General features: G+C 66.5%; 15 protein-coding genes. 6 read left to right on the top strand and 9 right to left on the bottom strand.

Annotated features, from left to right (window positions below; all coding sequences use genetic code 11):
- The first annotated feature begins 2 nt into the window (after positions 1 to 2).
- Positions 3 to 2,177 carry a GumC family protein gene (locus IFT67_RS17430; protein WP_192239425.1) on the top strand — a complete coding sequence of 725 codons (2,175 nt, stop codon included), beginning with the start codon at positions 3 to 5 and terminating at the stop codon, positions 2,175 to 2,177.
- A gap of 13 nt (positions 2,178 to 2,190) precedes the next feature.
- Here the strand turns inward: IFT67_RS17430 and IFT67_RS17425 are convergent, their stop codons facing one another.
- On the bottom strand, positions 2,191 to 3,102 hold the full coding sequence (locus IFT67_RS17425) for a glycoside hydrolase family 26 protein (RefSeq protein ID WP_244647487.1): 912 nt from the start codon (positions 3,100 to 3,102) through the stop codon (positions 2,191 to 2,193).
- A gap of 208 nt (positions 3,103 to 3,310) precedes the next feature.
- Between IFT67_RS17425 and IFT67_RS17420 the strand changes: the two genes are divergently transcribed.
- The gene (locus IFT67_RS17420; protein WP_244647486.1) at positions 3,311 to 4,612 is read left to right on the top strand and encodes a hypothetical protein; all 1,302 of its coding nucleotides are present in this window, start codon (positions 3,311 to 3,313) and stop codon (positions 4,610 to 4,612) included.
- Here IFT67_RS17420 and IFT67_RS17415 read toward each other — a convergent pair.
- Complete coding sequence (locus IFT67_RS17415; protein ID WP_192239423.1) at positions 4,599 to 4,790, bottom strand: hypothetical protein; 192 nt, start codon at positions 4,788 to 4,790, stop codon at positions 4,599 to 4,601. The genes IFT67_RS17420 and IFT67_RS17415 overlap by 14 nt on opposite strands.
- 189 nt (positions 4,791 to 4,979) lie before the next feature.
- The gene (locus tag IFT67_RS17410; RefSeq protein WP_192239422.1) at positions 4,980 to 5,957 is read right to left on the bottom strand and encodes a glycosyltransferase family 2 protein; all 978 of its coding nucleotides are present in this window, start codon (positions 5,955 to 5,957) and stop codon (positions 4,980 to 4,982) included.
- A 47-nt stretch (positions 5,958 to 6,004) separates the two neighbouring features.
- Here IFT67_RS17410 and IFT67_RS17405 point away from each other — a divergent pair, with 47 nt between their 5' ends.
- Together IFT67_RS17405 and IFT67_RS17400 are read left to right on the top strand one after the other, a co-directional pair.
- Positions 6,005 to 6,997 (top strand): glycosyltransferase family 2 protein, encoded by a 993-nt coding sequence (locus tag IFT67_RS17405; RefSeq protein WP_192239421.1) that lies wholly within the window; start codon positions 6,005 to 6,007, stop codon positions 6,995 to 6,997.
- Complete coding sequence (locus IFT67_RS17400; RefSeq protein ID WP_192239420.1) at positions 6,994 to 8,490, top strand: lipopolysaccharide biosynthesis protein; 1,497 nt, start codon at positions 6,994 to 6,996, stop codon at positions 8,488 to 8,490. Before IFT67_RS17405 ends, IFT67_RS17400 begins: the two co-directional genes overlap by 4 nt.
- 51 nt (positions 8,491 to 8,541) lie before the next feature.
- On the opposite strand, the gene IFT67_RS17395 is transcribed toward IFT67_RS17400, so the two are convergent.
- From IFT67_RS17395 to IFT67_RS17385, 3 genes are all read right to left on the bottom strand, one after another.
- Complete coding sequence (locus tag IFT67_RS17395; RefSeq protein ID WP_192239419.1) at positions 8,542 to 9,558, bottom strand: polysaccharide pyruvyl transferase family protein; 1,017 nt, start codon at positions 9,556 to 9,558, stop codon at positions 8,542 to 8,544.
- A gap of 492 nt (positions 9,559 to 10,050) precedes the next feature.
- Positions 10,051 to 10,524: a group I truncated hemoglobin gene (locus IFT67_RS17390; RefSeq protein ID WP_192239418.1), complete on the bottom strand. Its 474-nt coding sequence runs from the start codon at positions 10,522 to 10,524 to the stop codon at positions 10,051 to 10,053.
- 4 nt (positions 10,525 to 10,528) lie between these two features.
- Positions 10,529 to 11,380 carry a DUF3034 family protein gene (locus IFT67_RS17385; RefSeq protein ID WP_342450644.1) on the bottom strand — a complete coding sequence of 284 codons (852 nt, stop codon included), beginning with the start codon at positions 11,378 to 11,380 and terminating at the stop codon, positions 10,529 to 10,531.
- Positions 11,381 to 11,557: 177 nt separating this feature from the next.
- Between IFT67_RS17385 and IFT67_RS17380 the strand changes: the two genes are divergently transcribed.
- Together IFT67_RS17380 and IFT67_RS17375 are read left to right on the top strand one after the other, a co-directional pair.
- Positions 11,558 to 12,157 carry a methylamine utilization protein gene (locus IFT67_RS17380; protein WP_244647485.1) on the top strand — a complete coding sequence of 200 codons (600 nt, stop codon included), beginning with the start codon at positions 11,558 to 11,560 and terminating at the stop codon, positions 12,155 to 12,157.
- Positions 12,154 to 14,526 (top strand): bifunctional diguanylate cyclase/phosphodiesterase, encoded by a 2,373-nt coding sequence (locus IFT67_RS17375; protein ID WP_192239417.1) that lies wholly within the window; start codon positions 12,154 to 12,156, stop codon positions 14,524 to 14,526. Before IFT67_RS17380 ends, IFT67_RS17375 begins: the two co-directional genes overlap by 4 nt.
- A gap of 36 nt (positions 14,527 to 14,562) precedes the next feature.
- Here the strand turns inward: IFT67_RS17375 and IFT67_RS17370 are convergent, their stop codons facing one another.
- The 3 genes from IFT67_RS17370 to IFT67_RS17360 are packed head-to-tail and all read right to left on the bottom strand — an operon-like array spanning position 14,563 to position 17,164.
- Entirely contained in the window at positions 14,563 to 15,057 is a 495-nt protein-coding gene (locus IFT67_RS17370; protein WP_192239416.1) for a DUF427 domain-containing protein, read from the bottom strand.
- The gene (locus IFT67_RS17365) at positions 15,054 to 15,413 is read right to left on the bottom strand and encodes a DCC1-like thiol-disulfide oxidoreductase family protein (protein ID WP_192239415.1); all 360 of its coding nucleotides are present in this window, start codon (positions 15,411 to 15,413) and stop codon (positions 15,054 to 15,056) included. The genes IFT67_RS17370 and IFT67_RS17365 overlap by 4 nt, the downstream gene beginning before the upstream one ends.
- A complete protein-coding gene (locus IFT67_RS17360) occupies positions 15,410 to 17,164 on the bottom strand; it encodes a tryptophan-rich sensory protein (RefSeq protein WP_192239414.1) in 1,755 nt (584 codons plus the stop codon). Before IFT67_RS17360 ends, IFT67_RS17365 begins: the two co-directional genes overlap by 4 nt.
- Positions 17,165 to 17,389: the final 225 nt, after the last annotated feature.

The following is a 17,389-nucleotide window of genomic DNA, read 5'->3' as shown; positions in this document are numbered from 1 at the left end:
CCATGGACGACTTCCGCTCCAGCCAGACTGCCGATTCCCATACCGCCGGGCCCCGTGCGAAAGGGCGATTGGCCGCAACGATCGCCGACCCGATGGACAGCATCCGTCGCGCATTCGCGGCCGCACGCCACCGGAAATGGCTCGCGATCGGCGTGTTCCTGAGCGCGCTGGCGATGGTGCTCGCCTACGGGTTCACGCGGACCAAGCTGTACACCGCGACGTCGGGCATGGTCGTCAATTCGCGCGAGTTGAACGTGTCCGAAAAGGACAAGGAAGTGCTGCCCGGCCTGTCCACCGCCGACACCGCAGTCGCGACCGAAGTGGAGATCATGCGCTCTTCGGCGGTCGCGCTCGGCACCGTCCGCGCGCTGAACCTCGTCGACAATCCGGTCTTCGCCGCGAGCATCGCCAAGCTGCCAGCCACCGCCCGGGAAACCGCAGCCACCGGCATGGTGATCGGCGGCACCAAGATCATCCGACCCGGTGAATCGAGCGTCGTCTCGATCGCCTATACGACGTCCGACCCGATGCTTGCCAAGGCGGTGGCGGATCAGATCGGCCACCAATATCTCGCGGTGAAGGAGAAATCCCGCCGCGCCGCCGTCGAGCAGGTCGGCCGTGGGCTCGGCAACGAACTCGACAATCTGCGCATCCAGCTCGAAGCCGCGGATACCGAGGTCGCCCGATACCGTGCGCAACACGATCTGTTCGACAGCCAGGGCGCGACCTTCACGCAGCAGGAACTGTCGCTGTACAAGCAGCAGCAGGCCGCCGCGCAAGCCGCACTCGCCGATGCGCAGGCCAAGCTCAGCACCGCGCGCGGCCAGACGCGCAAGGGCGACACTGGCGGCGTCGGTGCGGTCCTGCAATCCCCGGTGATCCAGCAGCTGCGCAACCAGCGCGCGTTGCTGGCGACTACTTACGCCGACATGCAGGGCCGGTATCAGCCCGATCATCCCGACCTGATCCGCACCAAGGATCAGGTCGAAGCGCTCGACCGCGCGATCAGTGCGGAAACCAGCCGGCAGCTCGCCAATCTGAACGCCAACGCACAGATCGCCCGCGATCAGGTCGCCAACGCGGCCGGTATCGTCGCGCGGACGACGGGTACGCTCGCCAGCGACAACAACGCATCGGTCCAGCTTTCCCAGTTGCAGCGCAAGGCGGACGGCCTGCGGTCGACCTATCAGGCGCTGCTGGAGCGCAAGAACCTGATCAGCAGCCAGGCACTCGTCGCGGACGAGGATGCACGGATATTCTCCCCGGCTGCCTTCCCGCAGCGGCCGACCTCGCCCAACAAGCCGCTGATCCTGATGATCGGGCTCGTGCTGGCGACAATCGTCGCGGGTGCGGCGGTGTGGATCGCGGAAGCGTTCGATCGCAAGCTGAACTCGTCGGCCGACATCGAGCGAAAGCTCGGCCTGCCGCATATCGCCAATGTGCCGGAGATTTCGTCGATCGCCCGGCCCGGCGAGGAAGGGATCTCCGCGATCGATTTCCCGGTGGAGCGTCCGTTGTCGCTCTACGCCGAACAATTGCGCGCCGTACGACTGGCTCTGGTGCGCAAGGGCCGCAATGCCATGACGAGCGTCGGCATAACCTCCGCACGCCCGAGCGAGGGCAAGACCACGCTCGCAATCTCGCTCGCGCGGACGTCGGCGATGGCGGGCAGCCGCACGTTGCTCGTGGATGCCGATCTCCGTCGGGCTTCCGTGTCGCGGGCGATGGGTCTGCCGCCGCATGCAGGGCTGGTGCAGGTGCTGCGCCGGACCGCGACGCTCGACGAGGCGCTGATCCACGACGCGGTCAGCGGGATGTACGTGCTGCCGGCAGGCGATACGACCGAGAACCGGCAGGACCTTTTCGCCGCAGCGAACATAAGTGCGCTGCTGGCCGAGGCGGAAAAGCGTTTCGACCTGGTGATCTTCGACGCGGCGCCCGCGCTCGCCGTGACCGACGCCCGGTTGCTGCTACGTCAGGTCGACGAGGTGCTGATGGCGCTGCGCTGGAACGATACGCCGAGCCAGACCGCGGCGGCGACGTTGAAGCGGATGCGCGCGCTCGATATCGAGCCGCTCGGCGTGATCGCGACCCGTGTCGACATGCGCGCGCTGGCCGCCTTCGGCCACGGCGATGTCGATCGCGATCACGCCGACTATGGGGCCTATTATGCCTGAGTCGGTTGGCCGCTCACTTCGCGAACTCCTCCTTGTAGGCCGCGAGCGCCAACGGGAATTTGCCGGCCGACATCGTCGCATCGTAATCGGACGCGGTGAAATCCCAATAGCTCGCATACGCGACGCGGTGCGTCCGCATCCAGGCGGCCATGTTGTGGATGAACGTCGGATCGTCGCCATAGCCATGCCCGTCCGGCCGCGTGCCCGTGCCCCATTCGGGCACCACGATCGGCTTGCCGTGCGCGGTGGCGAACTTCGCCAGCCAGTTCAGGCCGTAATTGGCAGTGAGGTAACCCTGCCAGCGCGTGGCGGCATCGGTATCCTGCGGGCGCCAGCTCTGGTTGTAGATATCGATGCCGATCAGGTCGACGGCATCGTCGCCCGGCCACAGCGAGTCGGGGGTGTTCACGCCGGTGGCGAGCGAAGGGTTCCACACGATCCGGAAATGCTGGCCGGGCACGGCGCGCAGCACCTCGACGACGTGACGGAACGCGCCGACGAACGAGACCGGGTCCTTCTCGGCGGCCCAGGCATACCAGTTGCCGTTGAACTCCCAGCCGAGCCGGATGACCGTATCGGCGCGACCCTTTGCGACGAGCAGGTCGCCGATCTTGCGGAACTCCGCGTCATACTCACCGGCAGCAGCCGAACTCAGCGTACCGCCCTTGACGATGAGCGGCACGCCGAGTGCGAGGCGAACCGGCTGGTTCTGCCAGCAGGTCAGCGCCCATTGCGCGCCGCTATGCAGTTGAGCCCAGCTTTCGGCGGACAGGAAATCCGAGACGCCGTCGAGCTTGCGACCGATCACGCCCTGATAGCGTGGCAGCCGATCCTTACCGTCGCAGCCGGCGCCCTTGTAGACGTACATCAGCGGGTTGGCTTGCGCAGGCGTTGCGGCCAACGCGGCGGCAGCAAGTGCGATCATAACGGCAGTCCGGGCCATGAGGCGGCACTCCAGCCCGGCCGGGATGGGAAAACGAAACACCGGCCGGCCGGGCGACGGCGGTGGCGATCGATCCTCTACCGGTCCGCTCTCTGGCAGCCTGTGCGTAGCGATACGCCCTACGGAACCCGTGGAAAAGCACCGCGCCACGCGACGCCCCGCGCGCGAGACGAGGCGAGTTGGTAACGTCATGACCACCATGCCCACCCCCCGAGATCATGCTCTCCGATACGATGCCTTGCGGGACGGGATCGCGGCGGACGCGCAGGACCAGTCCGAGCGCGACAGCCGGATCTTCGTCCACGGCACGTTGATCGCCTGCCTGATCCTGCAACGGTTCGGCGCGATGCCGGGCGGAAGCGCGGTGTTCATAAGCCTGCCGGCGTTCGGGCTGCTGCTCGGATGGGGTCTCTCCAGCGGTATCGCGACATTGCGCCCACGCGGCGTGGCGCTCTATCTCGCGTTCGCCGCGTGCACATTGATCTCGACGCTGATCGCGTTGACCACGCCCGATGGCCGTTTCGGCACCAGCGTCAGCTCGGTGGTCGCGATCCTGGTGACGTACGGCTTCACCATGATCGGACCCAGCGTGCGGTTCGACCGGGCAACCGTGTTTCGCCTGTTCCTCGCCTATACGCGCGTCATCGCGGCAGCGGGCATCGTCCAGTGGCTGGTGCAGTTCGTCGGCATCCGGATCTTCTCGTTCATGGTGACGGTGCCTGCGCTCAAGCCGGTGCTGGTCGAGCAGTTGTATAACTTCAATCCGATCATGCATTACGGATCGACGGTCATGCGCTCCAACGGCTTCTTCCTGCTGGAGCCGAGCATGTTGTCGCAGACGCTCGTGATCGCCGTCGTGATCGAGTATTTCATCCTCGGCCGCGTCAAATACCTGCCGCTCTATCTGGTCTCCTACATCCTGTCGTTCTCGGGCACCGGCGCCTTGTCGCTCGCGCTCGCGGTGCCGTTCTATGCGTGTCTGTCGGCCAGGAATTTCGGGCGCGTCGCCGGTTTCCTGATCGCCGGCGTGGTCGCGCTGGCGCTCGGATCGATCGTCTTTCCCGAGCAGATCGGGTCGATCCTCGGCCGCACCAACGAGCTCAGCTATTCCCGGTCCAGCGGCTATGCGCGCTTCATCGGCCCGTTCCTGCCGATCGCGGAGCTCAGCCACGAGGCGCGTATCCTGATCGGCTGGGGGCCGGGCGCGACCGAGCGGTATCTCTACTTCAAGGAGGGCACGGGCAATTCGATCGCCAAGCTGATCACCGATTACGGCGCGATCGGAATCACCGCGTTCATGGCGATGTTCGTCGGCACGTTGTGGCGGCGCGAGATCGCGATCCTGTCCGTGCTGGCGCTGACCACGTTCATCATCGGCGGCGGCTATCTGCTGTTCACGCCGATGCTCGTGCTGCTGTTCCTGCTGTGCATCTGGGGCGGCGTGCCATCGGATGCCGCGGTCGCGATCGACGGCGGCGTCAGGCCAGCTTGATGATCACCATCCACAACAGGACGCCGACGACGGCGGCGACACCCCAGGCGGTGAATGAAATGCGACGTCCCGTCGGCGCCTGCTGCCACGGCGAGCCCGCCACGCGCGACGCTTCAGTATCGGCAAAGGATGCCGCACTTCGGCTCAGCGGTTCGGGCGCGATCGGCGCACGAGTCATCGGCTCGCTCTCTTTTCCCGTAGGATCCTCGCCAATCATCCCTGCCTCTCCGGCCGCTAATGTTCTGCAGTGCACGGCCGGCATATGACACAGCACACGCGAATGCTGCCCCGTTCCGACCGGACTTACTGCTCTTATCGCCCCGATATAGAACAATTTCTAAAGATTAGCTTGCGGAATCCGCGGAGATTACAGGTCCGCGGCGACATCCTGATCGCGAAAGCGCAGGCGGGAGACGAAGGTGCAGTTGGTACGCCGCTGCACCTCGGCCGCGACGATCATTGCGACGCGCTTCGGCGTGGGCTCGAGACGCAGCGCGCCGAGCATCAGCGCCCGCGCCTCGCGGTAATGGCGCATCGTGAAGTTCACCCGGCCGCATTCCCACATCTGGCTGGCACGCATCGCCCGCTCCAGCTTGCGCCATGTCGGGGCGGAGAACCGCGCGCGGATCGTCGCGTTGCCGCCGATCGTGTCGAGACAGGGCTGATGATTGGCCCAGTCGACCGAAAGGCCGCCCGACGAACTGCCCGGCCGGACCCGCAGCGAGAACACTTCGGGCTCGGTCCCGATAAACGCGAACTCGCCCTCGGCGGCGAGCCGGCACCAGAACTCCCAGTCCTCGCTCAGCCGCAGCCGGGTATCGAAGCCGCCGAGCCGGCGCGCGACCTCGGTCCGGATCAGGACGTGACCGCCATTGGCGAGGAAATTGCCGCGCAGCATCGGCTCCAGCACGTCGCCGTTGGGATAGCGATGCAGCGCGAGCGGCTTTTGCCCCGGATAGGGCGCGCCGCTCGGCAGGATCTTCAGGAACGTGCCGAACGCCGCGACCGCGTCGTCCCTGGCGTCCAGGGCGTCGGCAAGGCGCGCGAACGCGGTCGGGTTGAGCACGTCGTCGCCGTCGAGGAACATCACGAACTTGCCCTGAGCCAGCGACAGGCCGTTATTTCGCGCGGCAGACACCCCTGCATTTTTTTGCTGCACCAGCGAAATGCGCGGGTCGTCGAGCGTGCGTATCTCGTCCGCGGTAGCGTCCGTCGAGCCGTCGTCGACGACGATCGCCTGCCAGTCGGCGCGCGATTGGGCCATGATGGATGCCAGACAGGGCAGGATGAGTCCGGCCACGTTGTATGCTGGTACGATCACCGTAATCTGAGGGTCCGACATCATGCTCCTTTCGAGCAGCGATCCCGGAAACCCGCCTTGAGGGAACCCGTATGATCCAGGCCAGCGTCATCATTCCGGCCTATAATGCCGAGCAGTATATCCAGGCGACGATCGCTTCTGCAATGCAGCAAAAGGGGTGCGATCTGGAGATCATCGTGGTCGATGACCGGTCGACCGATAACACCGCCGCGATCGTCGCGGAGATCGCCCGCAGCGATGCACGCGTGTCGCTGCTCGCACTGCCGCGCAACGGCGGGCCGTCGGTCGCGCGCAATGCCGGGATCGGCGCGGCGCGCGGGACATGGATCGCGCTGCTCGACGCGGACGACGCCTTCATGCCCGGCAGGCTCGCAGCGTTGATCGCGCTCGGCGAAGTAAAGAACGCCGACATGGTCGCGGACAACCTTCTACTCGTCGATCAGGTGGACGGGTCCGAACTGCCAATGCTCGCACCCGGCGCGCTGACGGCGCCCTGCCCGATCGACCTGCGGGAGTTCATCGCCCGCAACATCTCCGCGCCGGAAGCACCGCGCACCAATTACGGTTTCCTCAAGCCGCTGATGCGGCGCGATTTCCTGACGCGCCACGGCCTGCGCTACGACGAGAACGTCCGGTTCGCGGAAGATTTCGCGCTGTATGTCGCGTGCCTGCGAGCGGGCGCGCGGTGGTGGCTGCATCCCGAACCCTTTTACCGGTATCTGGTCCGCCCGGATTCGCTGACGCAGATCCAGACGACCGGCGATCTCGACGCGTTGCGCCGCCGCCAGCGCGCGCTGCTCGCCGAGGCGCAGGCCACGGGAGACGGTCCGTTGGCCGCCCTTCTCCGCCAGCATCTTCGTACCGTCGACCGCTGCTATTATTATCGCGGTTTCACCGACGAACTGAAGGCACGCCGCCCGCAACGCGCGCTCGGCTATCTGTTCGCCAGCACCGACAGCACACTGCTCGTCGCGCAGGAGGGCGCGCGTCAGTTGCCGCTGATCCTGCGCAAGGCGTTGCAAGGGGGCTACAATAAGGGCGGCAACAAGAAGGCGGCGCAATGACCGATATCGCAATGCCGCCCGAATTCTCCCCGGAAGGCGATTCGTCCGCGCTGAAGCGCCGGTCGGCGATGGGCGCGGTCATCACCATGGGGGGCCAGGGCAGCAAGTTCGTGCTGCAATTCGGCAGTCAGGTCGCGCTCGCCCGCCTGCTGTTGCCGACCGACTTCGGGTTGCTGGCGATGGTCGGCCCGCTGGTCGCCGCCGCCTTGCTGATGACCGACCTCGGTCTCTCCGCCGCCACCATCCAGCGGCCGACGATCAACCAGACCGAGCTGTCGAGCCTGTTCTGGCTCAACGTCCTGATCGGCTTCTGTCTTGCCGGCCTTGCGGTCGCCGCCGCGCCTCTTGCCGCGATATTCTACGCCACCCCCGCGGTGACGCCAGTGATGATGGCGATGTCCGCAGCGCTGCTGTTGTCGAGCCTCGCCGCACAGCATCTCGCGCTGCTCAACCGCCGCATGCAGTTCGGTGCGATCGCCATGATCGAGGTCGGCGCGCTGGTCGCCGGCGTCATCGTCGGCGTCGGCGGCGCGCTTGCCGGGTTCGGCTATTGGTCGCTCGTCGCGATGCAGATCACCAACGGTCTCGCCACGCTGATCCTTGCCTGCGTATTTTCGCGGTGGCGACCGTCGCGACCTGGTATCTCGCGTGATGCGCTCCACCTGCTGCGCTTCGGCGGCACCGTGACCGGCTATAATCTGCTCGGCTATCTGATCACCAACCTCGGCAACATCCTGATCGGCGCGCGGTTCGGCGCGGGTCCGCTCGGGATCTACGATCGTGCCTACAAGCTGATGTTCCAGCCGCTGTGGCAGATGACTGCGCCAGCTGCGCGTGTCGCGGTACCCCTGCTGTCGCGGCTGGCGGCCGACGACGCCGGCTATCGCAGTGCATACCTCGCGATGCTCGGCGGCGTCCTGACGCTCACCACGCCTGGCATCCTGTGCGCCATCGTCTTTGCGAAACCGGTGATCGTCGTCCTGCTCGGCGAACGGTGGCTGGACGTCGTGCCGACGTTCGCCTGGCTCGGCGGCGCCGCGCTGACGCTCCAGCTGCGCCAGGCCGCATCCTGGCTGTTCGTCAGCCAGGGGCGTGCCAGGGAACAACTCAAATGGGGCGGCCTGGGATCAGCGGCGATCATCATCGGCTATCTGATCGGCATCTTCTGGGGACCGAAAGGCATCGCCATGTCCGCCGCGATCTCCAGCGCGCTGGTGCAGATCCCGATGATGTGGTGGGCGGTCACGCGCAGCGGGCCGGTGACGCGGGCGGATGCGATCCAGCTGGCGATCCCGATCGCGTTCGCGACGGCGATCACCGGCGGGTTGCTCGCGCTGGCGGCACGCGAACCGATCTGGAGCAGCCTGCCGATGCTCGCGGTTGCCGGTATCCTTGCCTACGCGCTCTTCATTGGTGCGCTGGCGTTGTTCCCCAATGGTCGGGCCCAGTTGTCGAAGGCCGGCGGGATCGTCCGGAGGTTGGCGAAGCGCTGAAAGCGAACGATCCTCCCCCGCCAGGGGGAGGATTCCAGACCCAGCTTCTCGCTAGCCTGCGCGCACGTCCGCGATCAGCCCCTCGACGGCGTGCTCGAGCTGGCCGAGACGCTCGGCGAAGATCGCATCCTTGCTGAGATAGCTCTGCCCCGTCGCCGCCGCCTTCAAGGCACGGCTCGCGTCTGCCAGCCGACGGCCGTCGAACCGCGTCGCCGCCGTCTTCAGCAACGCCTTGATCGCGCCCGGTGCCGCGACCGCGCCGATCACTGCGGGCTCCTCGCGGAACCGGTCCTGGAAATCGGCGATCAGCGCCGCGTCGTCTACGCTGGCTGAATCGGTATGCGCGACGCTGCGCCCGCCCGCCTGCGTCAGGCGGCTGATACGATCGTAGCGGAAAGCCTCCAGTCGCGCGGTCGGGGGCAGCGCGACCGGCCGGTAGGCGAGATCGAGCGACCCTGCCCAGTCGCGCCATTTGAAGATGCTGACCTCGGGCGAGATCATCACCGGGATCCACGGGATACGCAGCGTATCCGCGACGATCGCGCCGTGCATCGCCTCGGTCACGACCAGCTTGGCGCGGCCATAGCAGGCAAGGATGCGGTCGGGCGTCCATTGCGGATCGACGAAGGTCATCCCCGCCTGCTCGGCCGCTGCCTGCCAGCGACTGTTCACCAGCGTCCGGTGATGCGGCATGAACAGGATCTCGTCGGGGTTTGCAGACCGCGGCACCAGATCGGGAAGCTTGGCGAGCAACGCGGCGCTGTCGGTCACCGCGGCTTCGGGACGGCCGATCACCGTCGCGGTCAACGGCCCGCGGACCGCGCAATAGGTCCAGCGCGCGTAATCGTCGGGCAACCGGCCATACGCCGCGCCCGATCCGAGCACGAACACGCGCTTGTCGACGGTCACGACGTCGCGAAACCGTGCCTCGTCGAGCAGGCTGCCGATGCCCACCAGCACGGTATCGGGCGCCGCGCGCACGTCGTCGGGCAAGACCCGGGGCCAGATCAGTTCGTTCAGGTCATCGCCGAAATTGCCGACGGCATCCTTGTAGTAGACGATCTGCATCTGTGTTCCTGTCTCAGTCGTTGGCTAGAAAGCGATGCGGCTAGAAAGCGATGCGGCTCGACACGCGTTTGCGCCCGGTATCTCGATCAGCGAACCGACCGAGGTTGGGAATGTGGCGGGATGCGGCCGCTTCGCGCGCAAAATGATGCAGCGTCCGCGTTACCGTCGCGGCGGGAGCGAGCACGTCTGTCATTACTCTATTGCACCGCAACATGATCTTCTACGCAAGCGGTCTCGCTCGCGGATCGAGACGCACCGTGCACCATTCGGGCTTATCCCAGATTTAGGCGATTTTTGACCAGCCAGCGTCGAACGGGACGGCGCGCCCGGAGCATGGCTGTTCTCGCTGCGACCGCGCTGAAACATGGTGCACGGCAACATCGGCGGCATCTCCATCGCCAAGACCGATGCCGCTTCCGCGACGCTCGGATTCAGATCTACGCCACCGCGCGCTGACCGAGGCCTGACGACAAGCCTATCCCTGCTCGCTCGCTAGCGGGTGACGACATCGCGTTTCATCGGCGCGAGCTTGGCGAGCAAGGCGTTCTGCGCGCGGAACGCGACGTGCTCGCGGGTCATCGCAGCCTGGAGGTTTTCGACGAGCGCGTTCATGTCCTTTGCCTGGATCCCCAGATCCTTGTGCGCGGTCGCCATGTCGCGGCCCGAATAGCTGCAGCCGCCGGCCAGCAGATAACAGAACTGCTCTTTCAGCGTACGGCGCAGGCGGACCATGTCCTGCCCCTTGAAGATGTCACCGATGCGCGGGTCCGCCTGGCTCGTCGTGACGAGGTCGTCGACGACGCGGTCTATCCCCGCGCGACCGTGGAACGCCTCCAGCAGGGCCGTGTCCCTGGCGGGGCGGGCACCGGCATGGGTATCGCGCATGATATAGGGTGCGACCGGGTCTTCCCCGGACAGCGCGGGCGCGACTTGCAGCAGCGCGACCAGCAACGAAAGCATCGTCATGTCCTCAAAATGCCGCCTGGAGCGACAGGAATCCGCCGCGTTGGCGATCCGCGGTGGCGATCGAACCCAGGTCGACATACGCCGCGGTCGCGGTCAGGTTCTTGCCGATCCCATAGGCGACATAGGCGGTTGCCCAATCGTCCTCCCTTGCGAAACGGAGATTGTCAGGCTTGGAGCGATATTCGCCGCCGACCAACAATCGCCGCGAGACTTGATACCCGAGCGTCGCTTCGCACTGGAGCGTGCGAGCCTTGCCGGCATCGCCGCCGAAGCCGAGCAGGCCGTTCTGGTTGGCCTTGGTATAGCGGGCGGTCGCGCCGACCAGGATGCTCTGGCGCAGCAACAGCTTGGTTGCGGCTACGTAGAAATCGGTACCGTTGGCGTGTCGCGCACCGACCGCGGCGGCGATCGGCGCATCGAGGTTGTGCTTGTACTGCATCCCGACCGCGATCTGCGGCAAATAGGGGCTGCCATAGACCGCATCGCCCGCGAGCCGCACTTTCGCGCCGAACACGTCCTGGTCGAGCGTGGTGCCGCGACCGATACCGAGCCTGCCGCCAACCGCGCGCGTATCGAGCGACTGGCGTGCATAGCTCAGCTCGAGGCGATCCTCGAGGCCGACCGCTGCACCGTAGCTTGCGAAGCGGAAGTCCGGGAGGACGATGCCGGAGACGTGCAGCGATCCGCCGACGCCGTCCGCGGTTTCGTTGCCGGCGATCAGCGCCCAGGTCGAGATGCCCCCGCCCGAGCTCCCCTCGATCGTCGTGACGCCGTTGGTCAGCATCAGCTTGCCACCCGCACGTCCGTCCTGCGCGGATGCGGGCGACAACGCGAGTGCGCCTAGCAGGGGAATCAAGGCAGTCGATCGGCGTATCGGAGGTCTACACAATGTCGGGTCGATGACCGGTTTCGGGGGATGCTCGCGGCGAGGCCGGAAACATCGAATTTGAACGTTTAATGTACCCGAAATGGTTTCTCGTGGGTAAACAACGTCTTCACGAGTTCGAAAGCGCAAGGCGTTAACCTCGCTGGCATGGTGTACCGCGTCTTTCCGTTCGTTCTCGCTTTCCTGGGCCTCGGCCTGCCCTCGACCGGGTCTGCCGCGGCCGTCTCGATCGATATCCGCGCGATCGACGGTAAACCGCTGGCCGGTGCGGTCGTCACGATCGAAACGCCCAAGGCGCCCGCGGCAACGGTGCGCGGGCCCTATAATGTGGAACAGCGCAACATCGCGTTCCAGCCGCACGTCCTGATCGTACCGGTCGGCGCGACGGTCGGCTTTCCGAACCGCGACAAGGTACGGCACCATGTCTATTCCTTCTCGAAGGCGAAGAAGTTCGACCTGAAGCTATATGGTCGCGAAGATGCACGGACGGTGGTTTTCGACAAACCCGGCATCGTGCCGCTCGGCTGCAACATCCATGACGCGATGAACGGTTTCGTCTACGTCACCGCGACCCCCTTTGCGGCGCTGACCGACGGCGCGGGGCATGTCACGATCGACGGCGTGCCGGTGGGGGGCGCGACGGTGCGCGTCTGGCATCCCTCGATCCGTGCGCCAGGCAGCACCGCGTCGCAGCCCGTGACCGTCGGATCCTCCGGGCTGGCGACGATCTTCGCGCTGCACCGATGATGGATCTGACGGATATCCGAGCAGCGCGCCCGCGGTTCAAGCGCCTCCGAACGAAGCTGTCGGTGCTGTACGCAGGCCTGTTCGTGGTCGCACTGGTGCTTCTGGCGGTCGTGGCTCAGGTGATGATCGGCAATCACGCGCGCGACTCCGTCCGGGCCGAGCTCACCACCAGCGGCAGTGTGTACGACCGGCTCTGGGCGTTGCGCGCGCAATCCCTGTCGAGCTCGGCCGACGTGCTCGCGCGCGATTTCGGATTTCGTGCGGCGGTGGCGAGCGGCGATCGGCCGACGATCGCCTCCGCGCTCGCCAACCTGGCGACCCGGGCGTCGGTATCGGCAGCCTATGTGGTCGACAATGACGGGCAGGTCACGGGGCCCTCCGGCGCACTCGAATCGGCGGTGGCACCGTTTCCGTTCGCGGTTCCCGAGGGGCGTAACGACGCGGTCGTCGCGGTTGGCGGCGACGTCTACCGGCTGGTGCTGTCGCCGGTCATGGCGCCGACCCGGATCGGCTGGGTGGTCTTTGCGGTACGGCTCGATGCGGCGGAGATGCGTGCGCTCGAACGCCTGTCGTCGATCCCGCTGATCGCAACCATGATGCAGCGCGATGCCGCGGGGCATTGGCAGGCGACCGATCGATCGATCCGGAGCTCGCGCGCGATCGATGTGCTGGTCGAGCGATCGCAGTCCGGACGCGCGCTGGCGACGCTCGATCTCGCCGCCGGGCGCGCGTTCGCCCTCGCCAAGCCGCTGGCCGGTACGGGGCACAAGCCGCAGGCCGCGATCCTCATCCGCTATCCGCTCGATGCCGCGCTCGCGCCCTATCTGCCGTTGCAGGGCGGCATCGCGCTCGCAGGGCTTGTCGGGTTGCTGCTCGTACTGTTCGGCAGCAGCCGGCTCGCGCGCAGCATCGCCAAGCCGATCGCCGCGCTCGACACCGCCGCCAAGGCCCTCGAGCAGGGCAGCCGCGTGCCGGCGATCGTCGAAGGTACCGACGAGATCGGACGGCTTGCCGCCAGCTTCAACCGGATGGCGGCGGGTATTGTCGACCGCGAGAACCGGATCAGCCATCTCGCGTTCCACGATCCGCTGACCAGCCTGCCCAACCGCATCTATTTCCGCGAGGCCCTCGACCAGGCGATCTCGCAGGTCGGCCGGCATGGGCTGGCGCACGGCGGCGGGACGGTCGCGGTGCTGTGTCTCGATCTCGATCGGTTCAAGGGAATCAACGATACGCTCGGTCATCCGATCGGCGACGCGTTGCTCGCCGCGGTCGGCCGGCGGCTGGCGGACGTGGCCCCCGACGGGCTCGTCGCACGGCTCGGCGGCGACGAATATGCGATCATCCTGTCGGGTCCGTGCGAACCCGATCGGCCTCGTGCGCTGGCGCAGGCGTTGCTCGACGCGCTGCGCGACCCCGTCGAGGCCGAAGACCATCTGATCGCGACCGGTATCAGCATCGGCATCGCGATCGGTCCGGCCGACGGCGACACCGCGGACGAACTGCTCAAGAACGCCGATCTCGCGCTGTACCGCGCCAAGGAAGACGGGCGCGGCGTGTTCCGGTTCTTCGAACCCGCGCTCGACGCCGCCGCGCGCGAGCGCCACCAGGTCGAACTCGATCTGCGCGATGCGATCCGGGACGGACAGTTCGTGCTCAACTACCAGCCGGTCTTCGATCTGAAGGCGAACCGGATCGGCGGGTTCGAGGCGTTGCTGCGCTGGCATCATCCGACCCGGGGCTTGGTGCCACCGCTCGCTTTCATCCCGATCGCCGAGGAAACCGGGCTGATTGTGGCGATCGGCGCCTGGGTGCTGCACGAGGCGTGTCGCGAGGCGGTGCACTGGCCCGACCACGTCCGTGTCGCGGTCAACGTTTCGCCGCTGCAGTTCCGCAACGCGGGGTTCCAGGCCATCGTGTTGCAAGCGCTCGCCAACAGTGGCCTGTCGCCCGACCGGCTCGAGATCGAGATCACCGAGTCGATATTCCTCGAGGGCGAGGCGCCGGTCGTCGCGCTGCTCCACCGGCTGCGCGAAATGGGCATCCGCGTTGCGCTCGACGACTTCGGCACGGGCTATTCGTCGCTGAGCTATCTGCGCAGCTTCCCGTTCGACAAGATCAAGATCGACCGCTCGTTCGTCACCGGCGTAGCATGCGATCCGAGCGCGGCGGCGATCGTCCGCGCGATCGTCGATCTTGCCACCGCACTTCACATGGAAACCACAGCCGAAGGCGTAGAGGACATCGACCAGCTCGAACGGCTGCGCGACGAAGGCTGCGGCAATATCCAGGGCTATCTGTTCAGCAGACCCGTCGAGAGTCAGCACATCGCCGGATTGCTCGGCCGGGTGATGCTCAAGGCAGCCTGACGATGCGACGATTGCGGTCGATGGCCTGCTACCGGCTTACCAACCCATACTGCCCGGCACGTCCTTGAACGGACCGGCGAGGTCGGACGTGATCCACCCGCCATAAAACCCGCCAGGCTGCGGTCGCACGCGCTCGCCATCGACCGAGCAGCGATCGAAAGGCCCCGCATAGAAGGCGACATGATCGCGCAGGATGGCGAAGGCCGGCGTGGGATCGGGATAGCTCCACGCGACGTCGGTGAAGGTGCATCCGCCGATCTCGACGTTCCAGTATAGCGCCTCGCCCTTCCATTCGCAGAACGAGCGGCGCGCCGATCGATGGAGCAGTCCCTGCGCGATCGCGTCCGGCGGGACGTACCAGCTCGGCGGATGGCTCGTCTCGATCGTGCGTACCGCCGCGGAGGTATCGACAACGACGATACCGGCATGCTCGATGACGATGCGGCGCTGGCTTGGCTCGGCAATCGCCGGCCGGGGATAGTGCCAGACGCTCTCCTGTCCGGGCGCGACCGGATCCGGCTTCGGCCTCATGCCTTCGCCTCGTGTTTGCCCAACCAGCGTTGCAGACGCGGACGGACCTTCAGAAAGCGCAGATACGCGCGCTCCAGCAGGTCGAGTACGGGGCGATACCGCGCGAGCAGACCGATCGGCCGAAGCAGGGGAATCGCGCGCCACATCGCGGCAAACGCAGCGGCTCCGGACAGAAGACGCCCGTCCTCCATCGCATGGAAGCGCGCCAGCAACGCGGCGCGATCGATCGGGCAATCGTCCGCACCGGTCGCGTCGATGAAATCGATCCTGCCGCGCCGGTCCAGCCGTCGCATGATCGCGATCTCGCGGCGACAGAGCGGGCAATTGCCGTCGTGCCAGACGGTGACGCGCGTCACTTCCCTTGGTCCGGATTGTCGCGCCAGATGCGTTCGGCGAGCAAGGTCGCAAAGCCGAGCCACGCAACGAACGGCAGGCCGACCGCCGCGGCCGGCTTGTCCACCTTGGCGGCGGTCGCGACATAGGCTGCGCTGGAGGCGACCATGGCGCCCGATACGACCGCGCTCGTCCCGAGGCGCCTTTCGCGGAAGAACAACTGCGTCCAGCCGCCGACCATGGCGGTGTTCAGCAGCCAGAGCCCGACCGCTGCATTGCGCGTCGTGCCCGATGGCTGCCGCAACAACCGATAGCCGCCGACCGCAAGGCCGGTTTCCAGCACCGGCCAGACCGCCCCGAATGCCGCATCGGGCGGCGTGAAGCCCGGTTTTTCGAGCCGGCGATACCACCGGCGGATCCCGGGATGCGACGGATCGGGCGCATTGCGCCGTCCGACGATCGCGCTCGCGCCCAGCACCAGACCGACCGCGCCAAACGCCAACAGCGGCGACAGCCCACCTGGCGATGGCGCAGCGCTGGAGGGCTGCGCGTGACGTGTCGCAACGCCGGCTGGCACATCCGCCGTCGCGTCGACATAGCGAGACAGGTCTGGCGCCTTCGACCGACCACCGAACAGCTTGCCCGCCGTCCCGCGAACGGCCGGCCGGCTCGCCATGCCCAACACACCGTGCAGCAGACGAATACCTAGCCGACTATGCGGATTCATCAGCCGTGGCGCGATCTTGGGGACGCCCTGCGCATCGTCCACCATCGGCCGCATCGCCTGCTCATACGCAGCGAAGGCGGTGGCGACACCATCGCTCCGTACCATCTCCGCAGCGAGCACATAGGCGCCGGTGATCGCCAGCGTCGTTCCGATGCCCGCGATCGGCGTCGCGCACCACGCAGCGTCGCCGGTCAACACGACCCTGCCCTTCGACCACCGCGTCATCCGCACCTGCCGCAACACATCGAAGTAAAAGTCGTCGGTCGCGTCCATGCCATCGAGCACGCGCGCGGATTGCCAGCCGGCGTCGGTGAAGCGCTCGCGAAGCCAAGCCTTCTGGCGCGCCGTGGTCCAATCCTGCTCGTCGCCCGGTGGCTGCTGCACCGACAGCATCGCACGCGTGGTACCATGACGGTCAGGACGCAGCGACACGCTGCGTCCCTCGGTCGCGTTGTACCAGCGCCACAGCCGATCGTCGCCGGACGCCCGCGGTATCGTGCAATAGGCGATCGTGAGATCCATCCAGCGCGGCGCGTTCTCGTTCGGAAAGACAAGCCCGCGCGTGGCCGAACCGACGCCTTCGGCGACGATGACCGCGTCGTACTGCTCCGTATTGCCGCTGGCGAAGGTTACGAACGCCGCCTCGTCGGTCTGCTCGATCGCGGTCACGCTGTCGCCGAAACGATACGCCGCGTGTTCCGCCGCAGGTTCGTAGAGCAGCCGCGCAAGATCGCCGCGCAGGATCTCCATTTCGGCGGTCGGCCCATCCGCCTCCATCTCCGCCGTCAGGAACTGCGCCACGATCCTGCCATCGCCGTCTACCCAGGCGGTGCCCTCTTCACCGGTGCCTGCGTCGAGTGCCGTCTGCTCCAGCGCCATGCGCCGCAGCACCTCGCGACCCGATCCGCGTACGTCGATGTTCTGACCACCATCGCGGAACCCGGACGCGCGTTCGACCACCGTCACGTCGAAACCGGCGCGACCAAGCCACCACGCCGCGGTATTTCCGGCGACGCTGGCACCGGTGATCAAAATTTGGCGGGACATGAAACGCTCTCCTCTGCACCGCACAACGGCCGAGGCCGCGTTAAGGTCGCCACGCATCCGACCAGCACGCAAATTCGGTTCGAGCGGGTCAAGTGGCGGCGAGCATCGCCGCAATGGACGGCGCCGGAAGTAGTTTTGTCGGTCGCAACGTTCTGACATTTCTACCTGTACGACTGGATATTTCTGATCACGCGCAATGCCCCGTGTTGGCATAACGAATGCTGC

Source organism: Sphingomonas sp. CFBP 13728, from assembly GCF_014841895.1.
In the GTDB taxonomy this organism is placed as follows: domain Bacteria; phylum Pseudomonadota; class Alphaproteobacteria; order Sphingomonadales; family Sphingomonadaceae; genus Sphingomonas.
Note: the sequence above shows the minus strand (reverse complement) of the source record. Positions and strands in the feature narration are given on the sequence as shown.

Coding starts and splice junctions, on each gene's coding strand:
- IFT67_RS17430 (WP_192239425.1), top strand. CDS start 3: ATGGACGACTTCCGCTCCAGCCAGACTGCCGATTCCCATACCGCCGGG.
- IFT67_RS17425 (WP_244647487.1), bottom strand. CDS start 3,102: ATGATCGCACTTGCTGCCGCCGCGTTGGCCGCAACGCCTGCGCAAGCC.
- IFT67_RS17420 (WP_244647486.1), top strand. CDS start 3,311: ATGACCACCATGCCCACCCCCCGAGATCATGCTCTCCGATACGATGCC.
- IFT67_RS17415 (WP_192239423.1), bottom strand. CDS start 4,790: ATGACTCGTGCGCCGATCGCGCCCGAACCGCTGAGCCGAAGTGCGGCA.
- IFT67_RS17410 (WP_192239422.1), bottom strand. CDS start 5,957: ATGATGTCGGACCCTCAGATTACGGTGATCGTACCAGCATACAACGTG.
- IFT67_RS17405 (WP_192239421.1), top strand. CDS start 6,005: ATGATCCAGGCCAGCGTCATCATTCCGGCCTATAATGCCGAGCAGTAT.
- IFT67_RS17400 (WP_192239420.1), top strand. CDS start 6,994: ATGACCGATATCGCAATGCCGCCCGAATTCTCCCCGGAAGGCGATTCG.
- IFT67_RS17395 (WP_192239419.1), bottom strand. CDS start 9,558: ATGCAGATCGTCTACTACAAGGATGCCGTCGGCAATTTCGGCGATGAC.
- IFT67_RS17390 (WP_192239418.1), bottom strand. CDS start 10,524: ATGACGATGCTTTCGTTGCTGGTCGCGCTGCTGCAAGTCGCGCCCGCG.
- IFT67_RS17380 (WP_244647485.1), top strand. CDS start 11,558: ATGGTGTACCGCGTCTTTCCGTTCGTTCTCGCTTTCCTGGGCCTCGGC.
- IFT67_RS17375 (WP_192239417.1), top strand. CDS start 12,154: ATGATGGATCTGACGGATATCCGAGCAGCGCGCCCGCGGTTCAAGCGC.
- IFT67_RS17370 (WP_192239416.1), bottom strand. CDS start 15,057: ATGAGGCCGAAGCCGGATCCGGTCGCGCCCGGACAGGAGAGCGTCTGG.
- IFT67_RS17360 (WP_192239414.1), bottom strand. CDS start 17,164: ATGTCCCGCCAAATTTTGATCACCGGTGCCAGCGTCGCCGGAAATACC.